Source organism: Aquimarina litoralis, assembly GCF_039523995.1.
GTDB classification, from domain to species: Bacteria; Bacteroidota; Bacteroidia; order Flavobacteriales; family Flavobacteriaceae; genus Aquimarina; species Aquimarina litoralis.
The window spans coordinates 132839-151606 of record NZ_BAAAGE010000003.1; the positions used below are offsets into that span (position 1 = coordinate 132839).

Below are 18768 nucleotides of genomic sequence, written 5' to 3' on the forward strand. Positions count from 1 at the left end.
AGACTATACGTTAAATTGTTGTAAATGATGATCTAAATGCTTGTATTGCATTTTTCCCCATTGATCTTTTGTAAAGGTTCCGAACATAGGATGTGGATCCCATTCAGATATAGTTCTCTTTTCTGAGAATTCATTAATCAATTCTAGTAATATCTTTTTTTCTTCTTCAAAAACTTTGCTATCTACTACTTTTAATTTAGGGTGCGTAGGTAAATTTTTTTTCCAAGGTTTGTCGTTATACAAGGATTTTTTAAAAAATATCTTTGCTAATAAATTTGGTTTTACCGTTGGATGCTCCTTCTTGAGTGCAATTTTTAAAGGAAACTGACAATGAAATAACATTTGAGAAATATCCATTCTGCCCCAATTTGGAGCACTTTCTGTAGATAATTTCTGTATTCTACCTTCTATTTCATTTTTTACGGGTTCATCAAAAAGAGATTTCATCTTTTGGCATATTTAGGGTGTACATATCAAAAATAATAGAATTATTTTAAATATGATCCATAAAAATGCTAAGCTATTGACAAAATAACTTCAAAGATTTATTCGTAAAAATGAATGATTTAATTAACCAACCTTTTCGAAGACAAGCTTAAGAATTCCTTCCAAATCTCCATTTGCAGATATGTCTGAAGGTGTTCCAAGATTTATCATTAAAGGTTGATTTTTAATTTTTCCCATTAAAAAATATTGGAAAGTAGTACCAGATTTAAATTTAAAACCTTTCAATTCAGATCCAAACGAAGTAAATGTCACAGCAGTTTTAGAAGAGTTATCTGCTCCAAAAGCATCAATAGTAGCATCGAATACTGCAGTTAGCATATCATCACTGTAATAATCCCATTTAATAGAGGTTCCATTGCACGCTTGTAATTCAAATTCTGATTGTGCTTGACATCCTCGTGGCACTTGTATGTGGTTTCCTACTAAATTTAGGAAGCTTATACGTTTTCTATCTTGTCCATAAAAACTAATAGTAGCTAATAGTAATGCGAAGGTAATAATGTTCTTCATAAATAGGTTAATTTGAAGTTGTTAAATTCTCTTTTTTTAGATTATGGGTGTTCAAATATAGTAAAAGTTTCATTTTCAAACAAATATATATAAAGAGAATCTTTAAATATCGACAGGGTAGACAATTTTTATTTTTGTAAATTATAGAATAATATCTTGTATTTGAGAAGGATAGTTTATAGATAAGTATTGGAAATTTTAGGGAATAATGCTTCTAAAAAAAAATATATGATTGAAGATAATGCTTCATTTTCGATTAGAAAATGGAATGAAAATGATCGTCCAAGAGAAAAATTATTGGTTAAAGGGAAGAATTCTTTAAGTGATTCAGAGTTAATAGCAATTTTGATTGGCTCAGGGAATAAAGAAGAAAGTGCTGTAGCATTAAGCAAAAGGATTTTGGCAAGTGTGGACAATCAGATTAATGCACTAGGTAAGCTCTCGGTAAAACAGCTTATGAATTTTAAGGGAATTGGAGAAGCTAAAGCAATATCGATTGTTGCGGGTTTAGAATTAGGGAGGAGAAGAAAAGAAGAGAGTGTTTCAATTATACCTAAAATAAACTCTAGTATAGATGTGTTTCATATAATGAATCCGATTATCGGGGATTTAGAACATGAAGAATTTTGGGTTTTGTTTCTTAATAATGCCAATAAGGTTTTGCAAAAGAAGCAAATAAGTATAGGAGGTAAGACAGGGACTTTGGTAGATCCAAGAATTGTATTTAGATCGGCGCTAGAATTTAATGCGACCGCAATTATATTAACACATAATCACCCTAGTGGGGCTTTAGTGCCTAGCGAATCGGATAAAGTCTTAACGCAAAAACTGAAACAAGCAGGACTGAGTTTAGATATTAAACTATTGGATCACTTAATAATTACAGAAAAGGATTATTTTAGCTTCGCAGATCAAGCTATACTATAATAATATGCTATTAATCCATGTTTATAAGATAACACCTAGAGTATTATATACTTTTAAGCATATCTGTAAGAGAATTTTGGGTTTAGAAGTTGATTTTACTTCCAAAATAGAATCTTTTATTGCTCACGATGGTCCCAAGTTATCTTATGGTAAACAACCCTTGGGAAAGGAACTTTATTTTCAAAGTGTAGATTTACTTTTTGAGCATGGTTTTAACGAAGTAGAAATACAGGTAATATCTTGGGAAGATACTCAGTGTTTTTTTTCGGTTAAACACCAAAGTACTGCTTTGCCATTTGATATATTCGCAGCAACTTTTTATTTGTTGACACGATATGAAGAGTATTTGCCTCATGTAAAAGATGAACTCGGAAGATTTGCTGCAACAGAAAGTATTGCATATCAAAATGGGTTTTTACAAGAACCTGTTGTTGATATTTGGGCACTGAAATTTAAAAAAATTCTAAAGGAAAAATACCCAGATATTGGATTTAAAGAAAAGGAGTTCAAGATGCAACCTATTATTTATGTGAGTCAGACTTTTGCTTATTGGCAAAAAGGGATTTTAAGATCTGTAGGTGGTGGTATTAGAGACCTATGGCAGCTAAAAGTTAATGAGGTTACCGATAGGATAAAAGTAATATTGGGTATTAAAAAAGATCCGTATAATACGTTTGATTTTGTAATTGATTTGCAAAAGAATATACAGAGAAAATGTCTTATGTTTTTTGGTTTAGGGGATTATACGAATTTTGAAAAAAATATCAATCATAGTAATCCAGAACATAAGAAAGTTATTAAGCATGTATCGGATTATTTGGATGTCGGTTTGAAAGTTTCATATGATGCTATTGCCGACTTAGAAATATTAAAGCAAGAAAAATCAAGAATAGAGAATATTGTGAATAGACAATTGCGGTCTTCATTATGTTCTTTTTATAAAATTAAACTTCCTGAAGCCTATCGAAACTTTATTGAGTTAGAAATTCAAGAAGACTATTCAATGGGGTATCCAGGGCATGCTGGTTTTAGAGCTGGAACTTGTACACCCTTTTTGTTTTATGACTTAGATTATGAAGTGCAAACCCCTTTGGTAATCTATTCTTTTTGCATCACTCCTAAAAGTTTTGAGGATACTGATAACGAGTATGCGGTTAAACAAGAAATTATAGATTATTTAGAAAAGGTGGAAAAAGTAAATGGCTTATTTATTCCTGTCTTTAGTAATGGTTTATTTGGAGATCTTAATGAGCAACCATTTTGGAAATCAATTTTTAAATTTATTTGGACTAGGGATGAAACTAACAAAAATTGATCACATATTTTTTGATCTTGATCATACTCTTTGGGATTTTGATAAAAACTCGACCTTAGCATTTCAAAAGATGTTTGATAAATTCAATATTGGAATAGATATTTATCAGTTTTTGAGTGTTTATCAACCTATTAACTTACAATACTGGAAATTATATAGAGAAGAAAAAGTTACTAAACAAGAGTTGCGTAGAGGACGTTTAATAAAAGCTTTTAGTGCTTTTAATATATCTTTTCCAATACAAGTGATAGATCAGTTGTCTGAAGACTATATAAGTTTTCTTCCTTTAAATAATTATTTGATAGAAGGAGCTGTGGAGTTGTTGACTTATTTACACCCAAACTATCATTTGCATATTATAACGAACGGCTTTAGAGAGGTGCAAAACACCAAGCTATCTAATTCTAACATAGCACAATATTTCAAAACTGTAACGAACAGTGAGGATGTAGGTGTTAAAAAACCAAACCCAATTATATTTGAGCATGCGATAGCTATTTCTGGCGCGAATATTGGTAATAGTTTGATGATTGGAGATAACTATGAAGCAGATATTTTGGGAGCAGAATCTTTGGGGATCAGGTCTATATGTTTCAACTATCATCGGGAACAAATACCTCAGAATATATTGCAAGTTTCTTCATTAAATGAAATAAAAAATTACATTTAGTAATAAATATTTGTATATTTTCGTTACATACTAAACAACTCCCCCAGATGAAAACAAAAAAAACTTATGCATTGCTGCTGTTTTTCAGCGCAATATTGTCAACCGTTTCCTGTGTTGAAGAGCTAGATTTTGAACAACTAGAAGATGTTGTTTTAACCCCAGTCTTTGAGGCGGATTTTATTTATTCAGAATTTGATATTGAGGAATATATTCCCGACGGACTTCCTCCCGATACGGAATTTACAATACCTCCTGAAGTTGTTAGGGATACTGCAAATTACGATTTGGTAGGGACTGATTTTGCAGTTGATAATCTAGATAGAGTCGAATTAACAATCGAAGTTCGAAACACTATTGAACGAGAGTTTACACTCCAATTTCAGTTTTTAACCCAAAATGGACAACCAATCAATGATCAGTTTTATTCCATATTAGTACGTCCAGGATTAGGGCCTGGAACAGAACCGGTCGTTTCTCCACAACCAGGAGACCCAAACAATCCTATTGAACTAAGTCAACAAGATCTGAATCAATTATCTTCTGCACAAAAAATTGCAACAGAAATTATTGTACCTACATTAAACACGGACTTAAGAGGTGTTTTACATATCAGATCAAAAGCCAGTTATTATGTAAATTATGAATTATGAGAATCTTATTATGCCTTTTCTTAGGTTTATTGGGATGCTCAGTATATTCTCAAAATAAAGAAACCTTATACGATTTTACCGATCTGCCACAATCGCTTATGCTTAATCCAGGAGCAGAAGTGAATTTTAAGTATCATGTCGGAGTTCCTTTTTTATCACAAATTCACCTAAATGTGGGCTTTAGAGGAGCCTCGATCTATGATGTTTTTGCGGACGACGGGAGAGATATTAATGACAAAATAGAGAACACGATTAATACACTAACGAGTAAGGATTACTTTACCTTAACCCAGCAATTAGAACTGTTAAGTTTTGGTTGGCGTAGCAAAAAAAACAAAGACTTGTATTACTCGGGAGGATTGTATCAAGAACTTGATCTGATTGTATATTTCCCTAAAGACTTTGCTGTATTAGCGTATCAGGGAAATCAAGATTTTATAAATATTCCCTTTAGATTTTCAAATGTGAGTGCTACTGGAGAATTATTGACAGTTTATCATTTTGGTTATAATAAAAAGGTAAACAAGAAACTAACTTTTGGTGCTAGGGCAAAGTTATATTCGAGCATATTTAATTTCAGAAGTACAAAAAATCGTGGAACATTTACTACAATCGAGACTCCACAAGGTAATAACATCTATCAACATGTAATTAGCAATGCTGATGTAAGCCTCCAAACTGCCGGTTATGCTTCACTTCGAGATATTGAATCAGAGGATAATGCAGATGGTGCAAGCCAAGTTGTAAATAAGTTTCTTGGTAGAGCACTTCTTGGAGGAAACTTGGGAGTAGGTGTAGATCTAGGGTTTACTTATCGCTTAGAGGATCAATGGACACTTACAGGTAGTATGACCGATTTGGGAATGATCTTCTATACCAAAGATGTAGAGACCTATAGAGCTAGGGGTAATTTTGTTTTTGAGGGATTAGAGACCCCCATTACAGATGATAATGGGCAAGATATATTGAATGAATTAGAAGAAGCGATACCTATTGATACGCTAAATACGAGTTATGCCGCATTAAGACCATTAAAACTAAATAGTTCTATTAAGTATTCGTTTAATAGATATGATGATGGAACTTGTAATTGTGCGATAGAAGGTGAGGGGCCTTTATATCAAGATGCATTTGGATTACAAGTATTTTCGCAGTTTAGGCCTAAGAGACCTCAATATGCAGCATCATTATTTTATTACAAACGATTATCCAGTTTTCTAAGAACAAAATTGACGTATACTGTTGATGATTATTCTTATAAAAATATTGGTTTTTTAATGTCTACTCATTTTAATAAAATTAATTTTTATATTTCGGCAAATAATCTTTTAGAATATTCTAATCTGGCGGATGCAAGGGGTGCATCTATACAATTAGGATTTAATGTAATAATGTAATGAATATAACACGTGTTTTCTTTTTTGGGTTTGCTTTATTCTTAATGAATAATTTATGTGCTCAAAACTCGGTGAATGATTATAAATATGTAATTGTACCAGAAGGTTATGTCTTTTTGGGAAAAAATGATGATTATCAATTAAATTCTTTAACCAAGTTTTTGTTTGAAAAATATGGATTTACCGCTTTTATTCGAGGTGAAGATTTACCTGAGGATTTAAAAACAAATGGTTGCAAAGGCTTAAGAGCAGATGTAAGGAGAAATTCTGGGTTATTGAAGACTAAGCTTATCGTAGATTTAATAGATTGTAACGGTATTGTAGTTTTTAGTACTAAGGAAGGTACTAGTAGAGAAAAAGAATATAAAAAGGCTTACCATGAGGCTTTGAGAAAGGCCTTTAAAGATATTCAAGCTTTAAATTATAAGTATAGTGGTAAAAAAGATAATACCATAGCTGTAAGTGTACCGCAATCCAATACAACAACAGAAGTAAAAAGTTCTATGGCTACTAAGTCTGCATTAGAAGATATGGATACGCCAATAAAAGAGCAGAGTAATAAAGGAGAGGTCAATCAAAAAAATGATGTATCTACTGATAAAACTATTTCCTTAATGTATAATGATGAAATATATCTTTTAAATAAGAGAGAATTTGGTTTTGAGTTATCACAGAAAAAAGGCGAGTCTATAGTTTCTTTAGGTAAAATTTTAAAATCAAGCAGAAAAAACGATTATATTGTAAATGCCGGAGACTTAAGTGGTAGCGGTTATTTTGATGCTTTTGGTAATTTTATTTTAGATAGAATTAATCCTGCTACCGATAAATTGATTACAGATACTTTTGCCCGCCAATAGAAAGGTTAGTAATTGTATTTATCTTTCCAGCGTGATTTAAGAAATGATCTAAAACTGTTTTCTCGTTGATTGTTGCCAGGTTCGTAGAGTTTTGTGTTTTCCAGTGACTCTGGAAGGAATTCTTGGTTTACAAAATTATTGGCATGATCATGAGCATATTTATAATCTTCGCCATATCCCAATTCTTTCATTAACTTAGTGGGAGCATTTCTTATGTGTAGCGGAACAGGCAAATCTCCGGTTTGTCTGACTAATTGCTGTGCTTTATTAATCGCCATATAAGAAGCGTTACTTTTGGGAGAAGTTGCTAGATAAACAGCACATTGACTTAGGATGATTCTGGCTTCTGGGTATCCGACTGTTGTAACTGCCTGAAAAGTATTATTAGCCATGATCAGTGCTGTTGGATTTGCATTTCCAATATCTTCTGAGGCTAGAATGATCATTCTACGAGCTAAAAATTTAAGATCTTCTCCTCCTTCAATCATTCTAGCTAACCAATACACAGATGCATTTGGGTCACTACCTCTTACTGATTTAATAAATGCGGAAATAATATCATAGTGTTGTTCTCCAGTTTTATCATATCTAACAGTGTTTTGCTGGACTAACTTAAGAACTAAATCATTTGTGATAACAATCTTATCATTTTCCTGACTACTAACAATAAGTTCGAAAATGTTTAATAGTTTTCTTGCATCGCCACCACTTAAACGTAATAAAGCATCCGTTTCTTTGAGTACAATGTCTTTTGATGATATAATCTCATCTTGGGCCATTGCTCTAGCCAGGAGTGCTTCTAATTCTTTTTTTTCAAAAGGTTTTAAAACATATACTTGACACCTAGAGAGTAAAGCTGGTATTACTTCAAAACTAGGGTTTTCTGTTGTAGCTCCTATTAGTGTTACCCATCCCTTTTCAACTGCTCCGAGTAAGGAATCTTGTTGTGATTTACTAAAACGATGAATTTCATCAATAAAGAGAATGGGGTTTTTTGAAGTGAATAAGCCACCACTTTGTTTCGCTTTATCAATTACCTCTCTCACTTCCTTTACACCACTATTAATCGCGCTAAGTGTATAAAATGGACGATCAGATTCGCTAGCAATAATATTAGCTAGTGTTGTTTTTCCGACTCCTGGAGGTCCCCAAAATATTAGAGAAGGAATGATGCCTTTCTTTATCTGTTTGGTTAACGAACCATCATCGCCAATCAAATGTTCTTGACTTAAATATTCTTCTAAAGACCGAGGACGTATTCTTTCAGCTAGAGGTTTATTCATAATTACAAATGTAATAAATGGTCTTTGTTTTCATCATGATCTATATAAAAATTAAGTTACTGACAATTTAGCGGTATATGGTCTTTGGAAGATTTTTTGATATATTTTACAAAGCTATGAGAAAAAGAGATCAATTTGTTTTTAGTACAGGAGTAGTTGGATATCCCTTGTTGTTTGTATTGCTAATATGGATAGTTTTCTGGTTTGAAGTAAGATTCGGTTTTGATTTTAATAACTTTGGGATTTATCCACGAACGTTAGTAGGGCTGAGAGGAGTTTTGTTATCTCCGTTTATTCACGGAGATTTGTCACATTTATGGCATAATACATTGCCATTACTTATTTTATCTGCATCACTTTTCTTTTTTTATCCTAGAAACTCTTGGAAAGTTATTCTCATAGGAGGTCTTTTGACAGGTCTTTTAACATGGATGTTAGGTCGTACAGCAAATCATATAGGTGCCAGCGGATTAATTTATATGCTCTTTGGGTTTTTATTCTTAAAAGGTATAATAGCTAAGCATTATAGATTAATTGCATTATCATTTGTTGTTGTTTTTATATATGGTAGTATGATATGGTATACATTTCCTATCGATCCAAAGATTTCATGGGAAGGACATTTGTCAGGGCTAATAGTTGGCTTTGTTTTGGCTTTTGGTATAAAAAAAGGAATAGCAATACCCCAAAAATATAATTGGGAAAAAGAAGATTTTGATCCCGAAGAGGATGATTTTCTAAGACATTTTGACGAGGATGGTAATTTTATAGAATGTTTACCAGAGCCTGATTTTCAAGAAAACATTGAAATTATTTATAATTATAAGCCTTCTGATTCTAATAATTCTGAAGAAGAATAACAGTTTTTATATAATCATAATCGCTGTCTAATAGCTTCATATAAAAATACTCCACAGGCCACAGAAACATTTAGTGATGCTATTTCTCCGTACATTGGAAGTTTAGCCATATGGTCAGCAATTTTCAAAACGGAATTTGATATACCTTTTCCTTCGCTTCCCATTACAATAGCAGTTGGTGTTTTAAGATCTATGTCATAAATTGGAACCGCTGCTTTCTCACTTGCAGCAACGATCTGTATACCTGAACCCTGTAGGTAAAACATAGCGTCTTTAATATGATCTACTTTGCAGATTGGAATTTTAAAAATCGCACCAGTTGATGTTTTTACAGTATCTGCGCTTACTGGAGCACCTCCTTTTTTTTGAATAATTATTCCATGAACGCCAGTGCATTCTGCAGTTCTGATAATAGCTCCAAAATTTCGAACATCAGAAAGCTGATCAAGGATTAAAAATAGCGGAGTTTCACCAGATTCAATTATTTGCATTGTAAGGTTTTCTAGATCATGAAACTCAATAGGGGAGATGTATGCCACTACTCCTTGGTGATTTTTACGAGTAAGTTTATTTAACTTTTCTACAGGGACTTGGGAAAAAGAAAGTTTTTCTTTCTTTAGTAAGTTCATCAATTCTCTAGATAGTTCACCCTGTAAACCTTTTTGAATAAAAATTTTATCAATAGTTTTTCCTGAGTTAATTGCCTCTATTATTGTCCTAATTCCAAAAATTAATGATTCATTTTTCATGTTCGGTAAATGTAATATAAAAAAACATCCCAATGATATAACATTGGGATGTTTAATTTCTACTATAGGAATTTTATATTTTTCTATAAATTTCCAATGTTTATATAACTTGTTACACCAGTTACTGCATCAGTTGATTTTTCAAAAGTTGCAATTGGAGTACGAGTACTAGCAGCTGATCCAGCAGGTATAACTCCACTAACAACAGTTAATCTTCCATCAGGTAAGGTAAATAATACATTAAAGTTTATGTCTTCCGTTGGAGATGCACTAAAGATCGTGTAATATACATCATAAATTCCGTCAGCTCTCCCTGTTGTTTGGAATAAATCTGATTCGAAACGACTTCCAGTTCCAGAACTTTCAAAGATACTAGTAAAAGCTCTGTCTATCACTTCTAGATCTAAATCATTTACAGCAGGATTATCCCAATCGAATAAAATATTCAATCCACCTGCAGCAGGCAATGTGTCAGGGTATAAGCCCAAACTTAAAACATTTGATGAAATAGTGTAAGTTGTATCAGGAACTAATTCGTCTAAAAGGATACCTATAAGTTCTATACTAACAGCATCAGCAATACCATCAATAGTTGATCCATCTATAACACTGTCATCAGGAGACAATGTAATAGAACCAGTACCAGTTGTAGCACCTGCATCAATTTCAGCTGTTCCAGTAGTAAAGTTTCCGTTATCCAGAGTAGCTCTAGCAGTTACGGTAACTGCTGAATTAAATGATTGTGGTAAAGTAACGGTAAAATCAACTACATTACCTTCACCAGTAATGGTGATGTCAGAAGCAATTGTAGCATCTAAATTAATAACTTCTTTAGTTAAAGGGTCTCCAATCCCAGCTGTTATAGGATCATCATCTTCACATGCAGTGAATAAAAGACCAAAGACTGCAATTGCTAGTATATATTTTAAATTGTATAATTTCATAATTCTAGGATTTTATAATTTTTGTGCTTCAAAAGCTCTGGCACCAAAAGTAAATCGAGCACCATCAGAAATTCTTTCAATAGAAGTATCTACTGTAGTTGTAATTACTCCTACGCAAGAGAAAAAGAAACCACTTTCTGTTTCAATACTAGTAGGATTAAATCCATTATTTCCAGTGTCTGCAGTATCAAACGCAGGCTGATCTTCAATAATTATCTCACCACTAGTTGGATTTACTTGCATTACAATGTTGAATGGCTCTCCAGTATCAGGGTCAAAAGAATTGTATGGGTTTTGCATTATTACAGTATTTGGATCTTCACCAGCTACTATCTCAAATGTATTACCTCCGTTACAAAAAGTTAATCCACAATCTAAAAGTTCATAAGTTCCTAAAGCTTCTTCTAAAACAAATGGACAAGATACAAATGTTTGTAAGCTATAGGCTTGTCTCTGTCCAATTTCCACCAATAAATCTGGCTGAAGATTTTCTTGAAGTACAATAGTCCCATCAGTACTTGTTGTTTTTCCTGTAAAATCAAAACGATCACCAGGTAAAATATCTGTAATGTCTAAACCAAGAGCAGTTGCAATTTCTGGTGCTCCAATTTGGAAGTCAGCAGGAAATGTATCAGTCATGAAAATTGAAACAAATTCAGATGCTGTACCTCCACTAACTCTTCTTACCATAAACTCATGGCTAGCTACCAGATCAGATGTGGCTCTTAAAGTACCTCCATAAGTTGATGTTTCTATAGCGGTAACATCGATTACAGGGTTTTCTATATCAACAAGAACGAATGCACCGTTCTGCTGCTCTGCCAGAGGAAATTTCTCATTGTCCTCACAATTTGTCATAGTAAATGCTACTAGACAAACTATTAATATTTTATATATATTTTTCATTGCTATCAATTTTTAGTTTATAAATCCTGCAGGATTAGTATCCCAGAATATTTGTTCTGTACGCTCCTTTTGAACAGCATTACTGTTGTTGTTAATATAGTTTGCTGGGTATAGAGCACTACGATAATAATCACCTGGATTAGGATCTAAAGTTGGCTGATAATTACTTGGGAAACCAGTTCTACGGTATCCATTGTATATTTCTAGACCATTACCAAAAGCAGCGATCTGATATTCTTTCATTAGGATATCAAGTCTTTCGCTAGGACCAGCAGCATCATATGCGTCTAGTACTACTGTTACATAGGCACTGATGTCAACTGCTGTAGGAGCAAATGTGCTTCCTACTGTAGAAGGATCAAAATTCACTACTTTATTGATAGAAGTACGAATACCACTTTCCAAAAATGCTCTAGCATCTCCACTTGTACCTAACTCTAATTGAGCTTCTGCTTTAATGAAATCTACATAAGATGAAAGAAGAATAGGTGTGATTCCCGCTCCTAAAGCTCCATCTTCACCTTCGTTTTGTACGCTACCTGCATCATCAACGTCAAATGCACCACCTACAGGGTAAACACCATAAACAGTTCTTTTCTCATTATCAGGTGGAATACCAGCATTATCTCCGTGATCTCTACCCCAATATCCTCTTCCAGGATCAGCAGTACAGAATGGCATACCAATATTGTTATCATAAATAGATGTCTCAGTTCCATAGTGACCAGGAGCGGATTGTACAAGACATCCTAACGTAAAGATATCTTCGTCATTAGCATTGTCATCTTGTCTGTAGAAATAGTATCTTAATCTTGGATCATCCCCAGCACCTTTCTCTTCGATCATAGACCACATAAGGTAATTAGACATATATCCTACAGCACCAACTTCATAATATCTATTATATCCAGGGTGTCTAGAATTTGGATTAATTCTATTAGTACCATAGTTAAATTGCCAATCTTCTGCTGGAGTATCGATTAAATCGTTCTCCGCTAAAAGAGCATTAATCGCAGACACAACATCAACTCCAAGAGCTGTACTGTTTTTTCTTGCGTTGTTATAAATTCTTAACTTCAATGTTTTAGCAGCAGTAATCCACTTTGCTTGTGAGTCTTCATCAGTATCACCTTCATTTCCTGCAGCATAATATAAATCGTCGCTAGGGAAAGTAGTAGGAGCTGTTGCTAAAATAGCAATAGCCTCATCTAATTCTGCTAATGCAGCCTGATAGATAGAAACTTGATCATCTACACCTGGATTTTGATTTCCGTTTCCTTGCAATGCTTCAGTAAAAGGAACGTCACCAAATAAATCAACAAGAGTAACTAAAACATATGCTTTCATTACTTTAGAAGCTCCTAATTGATAAGTTAAACCTTGTTCCTCAGCAACTGGTTCTAAAGCTTGAATGTCATTTAATACACCAGCATACGCAGAGGTCCAAATTCCATTAAAGCTAATAGGAGCAAAAGCATTTGCGTATTGATTTCCACCTCCCATTTGGAAAGATCTCGTAACCTGAGATGTAAATGAAGCATCACCTGCTACATTTTGAACAAAATTATTAAAACCAAGCTGGATGCCGTTAAATAATTGATCTGGATCTAATTGGTCTTCACCCACTTGAGTAGGGTCTGCTAAAAGATCTAATTCTGCAGTCTCACAAGACATTAGTCCCGCAAAAACAAGAATAGATACTATAATTAATTTTAAATTTATTTTTTTCATTTCCTTTTAATTTTTTAGAATGTAAGATTTAAACTAAAACCAAATCTTTTTGCTGTTGGACCTGTTAAGTAATCGAATCCTTGTCCATTACCAACACCTAAACTTGTTACTTCAGGGTCAAAGTTTAAACCGTCAGGGAAATTGATTGCTTTGTACCACATGTTTTGTCCAATAATTCTAACTGATAAACTTCCGAACGGAGTTTTTTCCAAATATTTTTTAGGGAAGTCATAACTTAGAGAGATCTCACGTAATCTGATTGTACTTGCATCATAAATAGCTTGCTCGTCAATAAAGAATCCAGAATTCACAAAACCATAATCAGTAGCTGCAATCTGCGTAGTGTTTGGAGCACCGTCAGCAGTCACACCAGGTAATATAAAAGTTTGTGTTCTGTCAAAATCAGTATCAGTTGTTAAACCTCTTGATAATAATGCTGATGCAGTTGTAGAAAAGATGTCTCCTCCATGAGTATATTCTACTTGAGCAGCAAGAGAGAAATTCTTGTACGAAAATTCATTGATTATTGTAGTTCTCCAATCAGCATTAGGATCACCAATTATTTTTAGATCATTATCAACAAGATAGTTTCCGTCAGACCCAACAATAAAGTTTCCATTTGCATCTCTTGAGATAGATGTTCCAACGATAACACCATAAGCTTCACCAGTGATAGCTGCATTTCCTTGATTACCAAAACCAGCAAATATTTCAATACTTCCAGGTTCTCCACCGTTATCTTCTACAATGTTTTCATTGATTGTATACTGACCTGAGATATCCCATCTAAATCCATTTTCATCTTTTGGTCTGATTGGGTTTAAGTTGAATCCTACTTCAATACCTTCATTCGATACTTCACCAATGTTATCCGCTGTTACTGTAAATCCAGTAGATGGGTCTAACTGTCTTGCTTGTAAGATAAGATCTTCAGAAATTCTTCTATATACAGAAACATCAAATCCAATTCTGTTATCAAAAAGCTTAGCTTCTAAACCAGCTTCAAGCTCTGTTTGTAATTCTGGTTTAAGATCTGGATTTCCTAATTGATTAGATATATTCAGAGTGTTAGTTGTTCCACCAGTAGGGCTGTCAAAAACATTTGTACCACTTCCTAAACCTACTACAGTAGAATAAGCTGCAGGGAAACCTGCTGAAGATCCATATCCTAAACGTACTTTAAGATAGTTAATAGCGTTAGTTTCTTTTAATGCTCCTATAGCTGATGTTGGAACGAAAGATAAACTAGCTGATGGATAGAAAATAGATCTGTTTCCGCTTGGTAAAGAAGAGAACCAGTCATTTCTTCCTTGAAGGTTAAGATATAAATAATCTTCGTAACCAAAATTGATACTTGCATAAGCTCCAACGATATTAAATTCATTGAAACCTGTAAATCCTATTTGTTCCTCAAAATTCTGGTGAGTAAATAGTCCGTAAATATTTTGTTGACTACTATTAACACCATTTACTTCAATTCGTTCTTGTCTTGGGTTAAGACCGATTGTACTGTTGATGTTAAAACTATCACCGATGTTTTTGTCTATATTTAAACTTAAAGTATGATCCCATACAGTACTTTCAATATTTACATCATTAAGACTTCCTCCAACAACTTGTTGTCCACCTTTATTAGCTCTTCTCTGATTTAACTGATTGTATCCATCGATAGTAACACGGTAAGACAAGTTCATCCAATCATTTATTTCGTAATTTGTAGTAACATTTCCGAAAAATCTTCTAATTCTTTCTTCATCTTCGATATTGTTAAGCGTCCATAGTGGATTCTGGATGTCATTACCAGCTCTATAGAAAACAGAAGAATTATCTAAAGGATTTTCGAAAGGTAATCCGAATAAATCAACACTACGAGGTGTATAAAGAACGTTTGCGAATAAGGAAGCTCCTGCTGGATTACTTCCAAAACCTACAGCTGTTGGTGGTACAAGACGGTCGGTTCTAACATAGTTCATAGATGTGTTGATAGAGAATTTGTTAGATAACTTTAAAGATCCACCAACACTAAAGTTAATTCTTTTGTATTCGTTTGTTTCAACAAAACCTTGATCATCAGTATGACCAAATGAAATATTAATATTTCCATTCTCACCAGATGAAGTAGCAGAAACAGTGTTTGTAATTACAGATCCCGTCTTAAAGAATCTTTCTACACTTTCATAAGGGCGATATTCATATCTAGCACCTTGAAATTCAGGAAATGCAGTAGCAAGAGCGTCTCTGTCATATGGGTGAGGCACTGTACCATCAGCAGCAATTCCTTGTTGACCTCTGGCGTTGAAATTAGGACCCCAGTTACTAAAAGCTTGAGAATAGTTCTGATAAAAACCATTCCCATAAGAGTTCTGGTAATCAGGTAAATTAGCAATTTCGTTAGCGAAGAACGATGTGTTTACTGATATTTCAAACTTCTTATTAGCGTCAGAGCTAGAACCAGTTTTAGTAGTTATCAAAACCACACCGTTTCTACCTGCTTGTCCATATAAAGTAGTTGCACTTAATCCTTTAAGTACTGAAATTTCTTTAATGTTATTAGGGTCGATATCTAAAAAACGACTCGATGCCGCTGCTCCACCCTGTACGAAGTTACTTGTATTGTTTGTATCTGAATTAAAAGGAATACCATCAACAACAAAAAGAGGTTGGTTACTTCCATTAATAGATGAATAACCTCTAATTATAATGTTAGTACCAGATCCTGAAAGACCTGAAGTTTGCTGTATGTTAACCCCAGGAGCTTTACCTGTAAGAGCTCTTACCACATCAGTTTGTGGTTTCGAAGAAATATCTTCAGAAGCAATAGTAGCTACGGCATAACCAAGAGCTTTCTTTTCTCTCTTAATCCCTTGTGCTGTTACAACTACTTCTTCTAAGGTAGCAGCATCTTCTTCTAATTTAACGTTAATTACACTATTGTCACCAACAATAGCTTCTTTTGTTGTAAATCCTAGATAACTGAAAGCAAGTACAGATCCTCTACTAGCCTGAATGGTATAATTACCATCAAAATCAGATTGAGTACCCTTACTAGTACCTTTTACAACGATGTTTACCCCTGGAAGCGGCAACCCACTATTGTCGGTCACATTACCTGAGATCGTTTTTTCTTGTGCAAACGTTAGTTGCACTACAAACGCCAGCAATAGCGTTAGAATTCCTCTAAACTTTGTTCTCATTTTATAATTTATTTGAATTAGCCAATGCCAAAAATCATAATAATATCTTAATTAAACAACTTTTATTTAGTTAAAAATTAAATTATTGTTCAGGTCAAGTTAATATAATGTGAAATCCTACTATAACGTTGTAGTTCTGTGATTGGGCATTTTTGAAGTTCGTTTTTTGTTTCATAAATAGCTTGTAAAAATAATGATTTTTGGATGTGGTTTTTGGCCTAAATCTTTTGTTTTGAGTTTGTTATAGTTTGTGTTTGTTCTTTAGGTTTTTCCGGTAGGACTGGGTTTAAGAGTTTTGAATGATTTGTGGTTGAAATGTTAAAATGTTGGATTTTTATAAATTAATTATTTCTAGATGATTTTAGAATAATGAGTGTGTGATTTCTTTGTTTTGGTATTTAAGAGGCTTTTTTCTTGAAGGTTTGTCTTTTAGAATTTAGCATTTAGGCTAAGATGTACTTTGGTGTTTGAAAACTCGAAGTTAGTGTCACTATTTTTTCCGTTGGCGAAAATTATTCTGAATAAACCAGTTTTTGTATTTAAGCCTAATCCAAAACCAAAGCTGGTTAAATTGTCTGAAATGTTGTTTGTTTCATCTTCAAAGTAGGAGTAGTCGGTTATTGTATGTATGTATATATTGTTTGATAGAATGTATCTGTATTCCGTAGAAAAAACGTTGAATAATGAAGCGTTAATACTGTTTTCTTCAAAGCCTCGAATAGAATTGATTCCACCAAACCTATAAAGCTCGTTAAATAAAAGGTCGTCAGAAAAAATTGTAGCCGAACTGTTTTTTATAAAAATATTATTTCTAGTGTTTAGCTTGAAGATGTATTCGATGTTAATAGTTCCTTTTATTTGGTTAGTTTTTAAATCTTCAGTTTTGCGTGTTCCATATTCTACTTCTATGTTGTAGTTGTTTTTTATAGGAAATAGAGTGTTGTTTTGTCTTTTTGTGTGGTTGAAGCTTATTCCAAAAAAGTTAGAGGAATAGTTTTCTATGTTTAAACTGGGCTGTGGTTCATCGAGAAGATTGTCTGAAGAAACTGATTTGTATCCTAGCGATATGTTGTTTTTGTCATCTATTAAATAATTAAGTTTTAACCTTTGTTCGGTAATCAGAAAGCTAGAGTCTTTTTTGAAAATATCAAGACCAGCTTCAATACCAATAGGAGATTTGAATAGATAGGGTAGGAATAAATTGGCTTGGAATCTTTGTTGTTCATTTCCGTCACTCTTATATATTAGGTTTAACCTTTCTCCAAAATTAAGGTTGTTTATCAGATTCAAATTTAAATATCCATTTAATTCAAGGTTGTTGGATTCGGAGTCGTTCGAAAACCCAAGGAATCCATCAAAGCTATTAGCCGATTTCTTTTCTAGATATAGATAGATTTTGGTGGAATCTTTTTCAAATAATATTTCAGGAGGTTTTATGTTCTTGCTGAAGCCGAGATTGTCGATTGCTTGTGATTTCTTTAAAACATCATTTTTGTTAAAGACATCTCCCTTTTTTATTTTGCTGTTATATTTCAAAAATGAATTTGGAAATTTGGTGTATCCCTTTATAATTATATCGTCGATTTTTCTTTCAACTCCTATTTTGCTCACTAGGGTAGCAAAAACTTTTTGTTTCTTTTTTTTTATTTCGGTTAAGTAAAGGTTGGTAAATGTGTTTCCTTGGTTTACAAGATAGTTGGTCAAAAATTGTAGTGTTTTTTCAGTTTTGTTGATGGGGATAATAAATTCTGTGGTAGTAGTATTTTTGGAGATCTCTTCTATTATTTTTAAGGGTAATGTTTCATTGTCATATTTTATAATAAGTTCGGTGTATTTTTGGTTAAGTTTAAAACTACTTAGAAATGTGGTGTCTGAGGTTTTTGTGATGCCTCCCCATTCTGCGTCAAGGTAACCTGTTTTTAATAGTTTTTTGTGTAAGTTGTTAGTTTCAGTTTGTAAATCAATATAGTTGTCGAATGTTTTGTTGTAAGAAATGCTATCAATCTTTGCTGTTTCGATAGAATCTTGCCCTTTTATCTGAAGGGTAATTGATGAATTTTGTCCATTACAAAAAGAATGTATACATATATTAAGGACGAAGATGTAAAAATATAAGGTTTTCAAACTGCAATTTAATACTGCTAAAATAACGGAAAATACAGGTATTTCTTACGGTTTAATCCTATCATTTTAAATGTATTTGAAAATTAATGCATTAGGATTTGAATTGCTAAAAAATATTTCTACCTTTGCAGCCCTCTATAAAGA

16 protein-coding genes are annotated in these 18768 nt (G+C 33.2%); 7 read left to right on the top strand and 9 right to left on the bottom strand.

Translation table 11 applies throughout. The annotated features are described in order from the left end of the window. Positions 1 to 3: 3 nt before the first annotated feature. Both ABD077_RS14920 and ABD077_RS14925 read right to left on the bottom strand, forming a co-directional pair. Positions 4 to 447, bottom strand: a complete 444-nt coding sequence (locus ABD077_RS14920; RefSeq protein WP_343913089.1) for a DUF1569 domain-containing protein — start codon at positions 445 to 447, stop codon at positions 4 to 6. A gap of 123 nt (positions 448 to 570) precedes the next feature. After that, positions 571 to 1017, bottom strand: coding sequence for a hypothetical protein (locus ABD077_RS14925; RefSeq protein WP_343913090.1), 447 nt, complete (start codon positions 1015 to 1017; stop codon positions 571 to 573). Between the two features lie 228 nt (positions 1018 to 1245). Between ABD077_RS14925 and radC the strand changes: the two genes are divergently transcribed. The 6 genes from radC (at position 1246) to ABD077_RS14955 (ending at position 6833) form a co-directional block, all read left to right on the top strand. Further along, positions 1246 to 1944, top strand: a complete 699-nt coding sequence (gene radC, locus ABD077_RS14930; RefSeq protein ID WP_343913091.1) for a RadC family protein — start codon at positions 1246 to 1248, stop codon at positions 1942 to 1944. Positions 1945 to 1948: 4 nt separating this feature from the next. Then, entirely contained in the window at positions 1949 to 3259 is a 1311-nt protein-coding gene (locus ABD077_RS14935) for a polysaccharide deacetylase family protein (protein ID WP_343913092.1), read from the top strand. Then, positions 3240 to 3929 (top strand): YjjG family noncanonical pyrimidine nucleotidase, encoded by a 690-nt coding sequence (locus ABD077_RS14940; RefSeq protein WP_343913093.1) that lies wholly within the window; start codon positions 3240 to 3242, stop codon positions 3927 to 3929. Before ABD077_RS14935 ends, ABD077_RS14940 begins: the two co-directional genes overlap by 20 nt. A 47-nt stretch (positions 3930 to 3976) precedes the next feature. Further along, the gene (locus ABD077_RS14945; RefSeq protein WP_343913094.1) at positions 3977 to 4579 is read left to right on the top strand and encodes a hypothetical protein; all 603 of its coding nucleotides are present in this window, start codon (positions 3977 to 3979) and stop codon (positions 4577 to 4579) included. Continuing rightward, on the top strand, positions 4576 to 5976 hold the full coding sequence (locus tag ABD077_RS14950; RefSeq protein WP_343913095.1) for a DUF5723 family protein: 1401 nt from the start codon (positions 4576 to 4578) through the stop codon (positions 5974 to 5976). Before ABD077_RS14945 ends, ABD077_RS14950 begins: the two co-directional genes overlap by 4 nt. Positions 5977 to 6047: 71 nt before the next feature. Beyond that, positions 6048 to 6833, top strand: coding sequence for a hypothetical protein (locus ABD077_RS14955; protein WP_343913096.1), 786 nt, complete (start codon positions 6048 to 6050; stop codon positions 6831 to 6833). 5 nt (positions 6834 to 6838) lie between these two features. Here ABD077_RS14955 and ABD077_RS14960 read toward each other — a convergent pair whose 3' ends face one another. Continuing rightward, complete coding sequence (locus tag ABD077_RS14960) at positions 6839 to 8116, bottom strand: replication-associated recombination protein A (protein WP_343913097.1); 1278 nt, start codon at positions 8114 to 8116, stop codon at positions 6839 to 6841. A 116-nt stretch (positions 8117 to 8232) separates the two neighbouring features. Here ABD077_RS14960 and ABD077_RS14965 point away from each other — a divergent pair, with 116 nt between their 5' ends. Continuing rightward, positions 8233 to 8976 carry a rhomboid family intramembrane serine protease gene (locus ABD077_RS14965; protein WP_343913098.1) on the top strand — a complete coding sequence of 248 codons (744 nt, stop codon included), beginning with the start codon at positions 8233 to 8235 and terminating at the stop codon, positions 8974 to 8976. Between the two features lie 14 nt (positions 8977 to 8990). On the opposite strand, the gene rlmB is transcribed toward ABD077_RS14965, so the two are convergent. From rlmB to ABD077_RS14995, 6 genes are all read right to left on the bottom strand, one after another. Then, positions 8991 to 9725, bottom strand: a complete 735-nt coding sequence (gene rlmB, locus ABD077_RS14970) for a 23S rRNA (guanosine(2251)-2'-O)-methyltransferase RlmB (RefSeq protein WP_343913099.1) — start codon at positions 9723 to 9725, stop codon at positions 8991 to 8993. An 83-nt stretch (positions 9726 to 9808) separates the two neighbouring features. Beyond that, the gene (locus ABD077_RS14975; RefSeq protein ID WP_343913100.1) at positions 9809 to 10669 is read right to left on the bottom strand and encodes a hypothetical protein; all 861 of its coding nucleotides are present in this window, start codon (positions 10667 to 10669) and stop codon (positions 9809 to 9811) included. 12 nt (positions 10670 to 10681) lie between these two features. Beyond that, positions 10682 to 11575 (bottom strand): hypothetical protein, encoded by an 894-nt coding sequence (locus tag ABD077_RS14980; RefSeq protein ID WP_343913101.1) that lies wholly within the window; start codon positions 11573 to 11575, stop codon positions 10682 to 10684. A gap of 12 nt (positions 11576 to 11587) precedes the next feature. Then, positions 11588 to 13306 (bottom strand): SusD/RagB family nutrient-binding outer membrane lipoprotein, encoded by a 1719-nt coding sequence (locus tag ABD077_RS14985; protein WP_343913102.1) that lies wholly within the window; start codon positions 13304 to 13306, stop codon positions 11588 to 11590. A 14-nt stretch (positions 13307 to 13320) separates the two neighbouring features. Beyond that, positions 13321 to 16500 (bottom strand): SusC/RagA family TonB-linked outer membrane protein, encoded by a 3180-nt coding sequence (locus ABD077_RS14990; RefSeq protein WP_343913103.1) that lies wholly within the window; start codon positions 16498 to 16500, stop codon positions 13321 to 13323. Positions 16501 to 16929: 429 nt separating this feature from the next. Next, entirely contained in the window at positions 16930 to 18624 is a 1695-nt protein-coding gene (locus ABD077_RS14995; protein ID WP_343913104.1) for a POTRA domain-containing protein, read from the bottom strand. Positions 18625 to 18768: the final 144 nt, after the last annotated feature.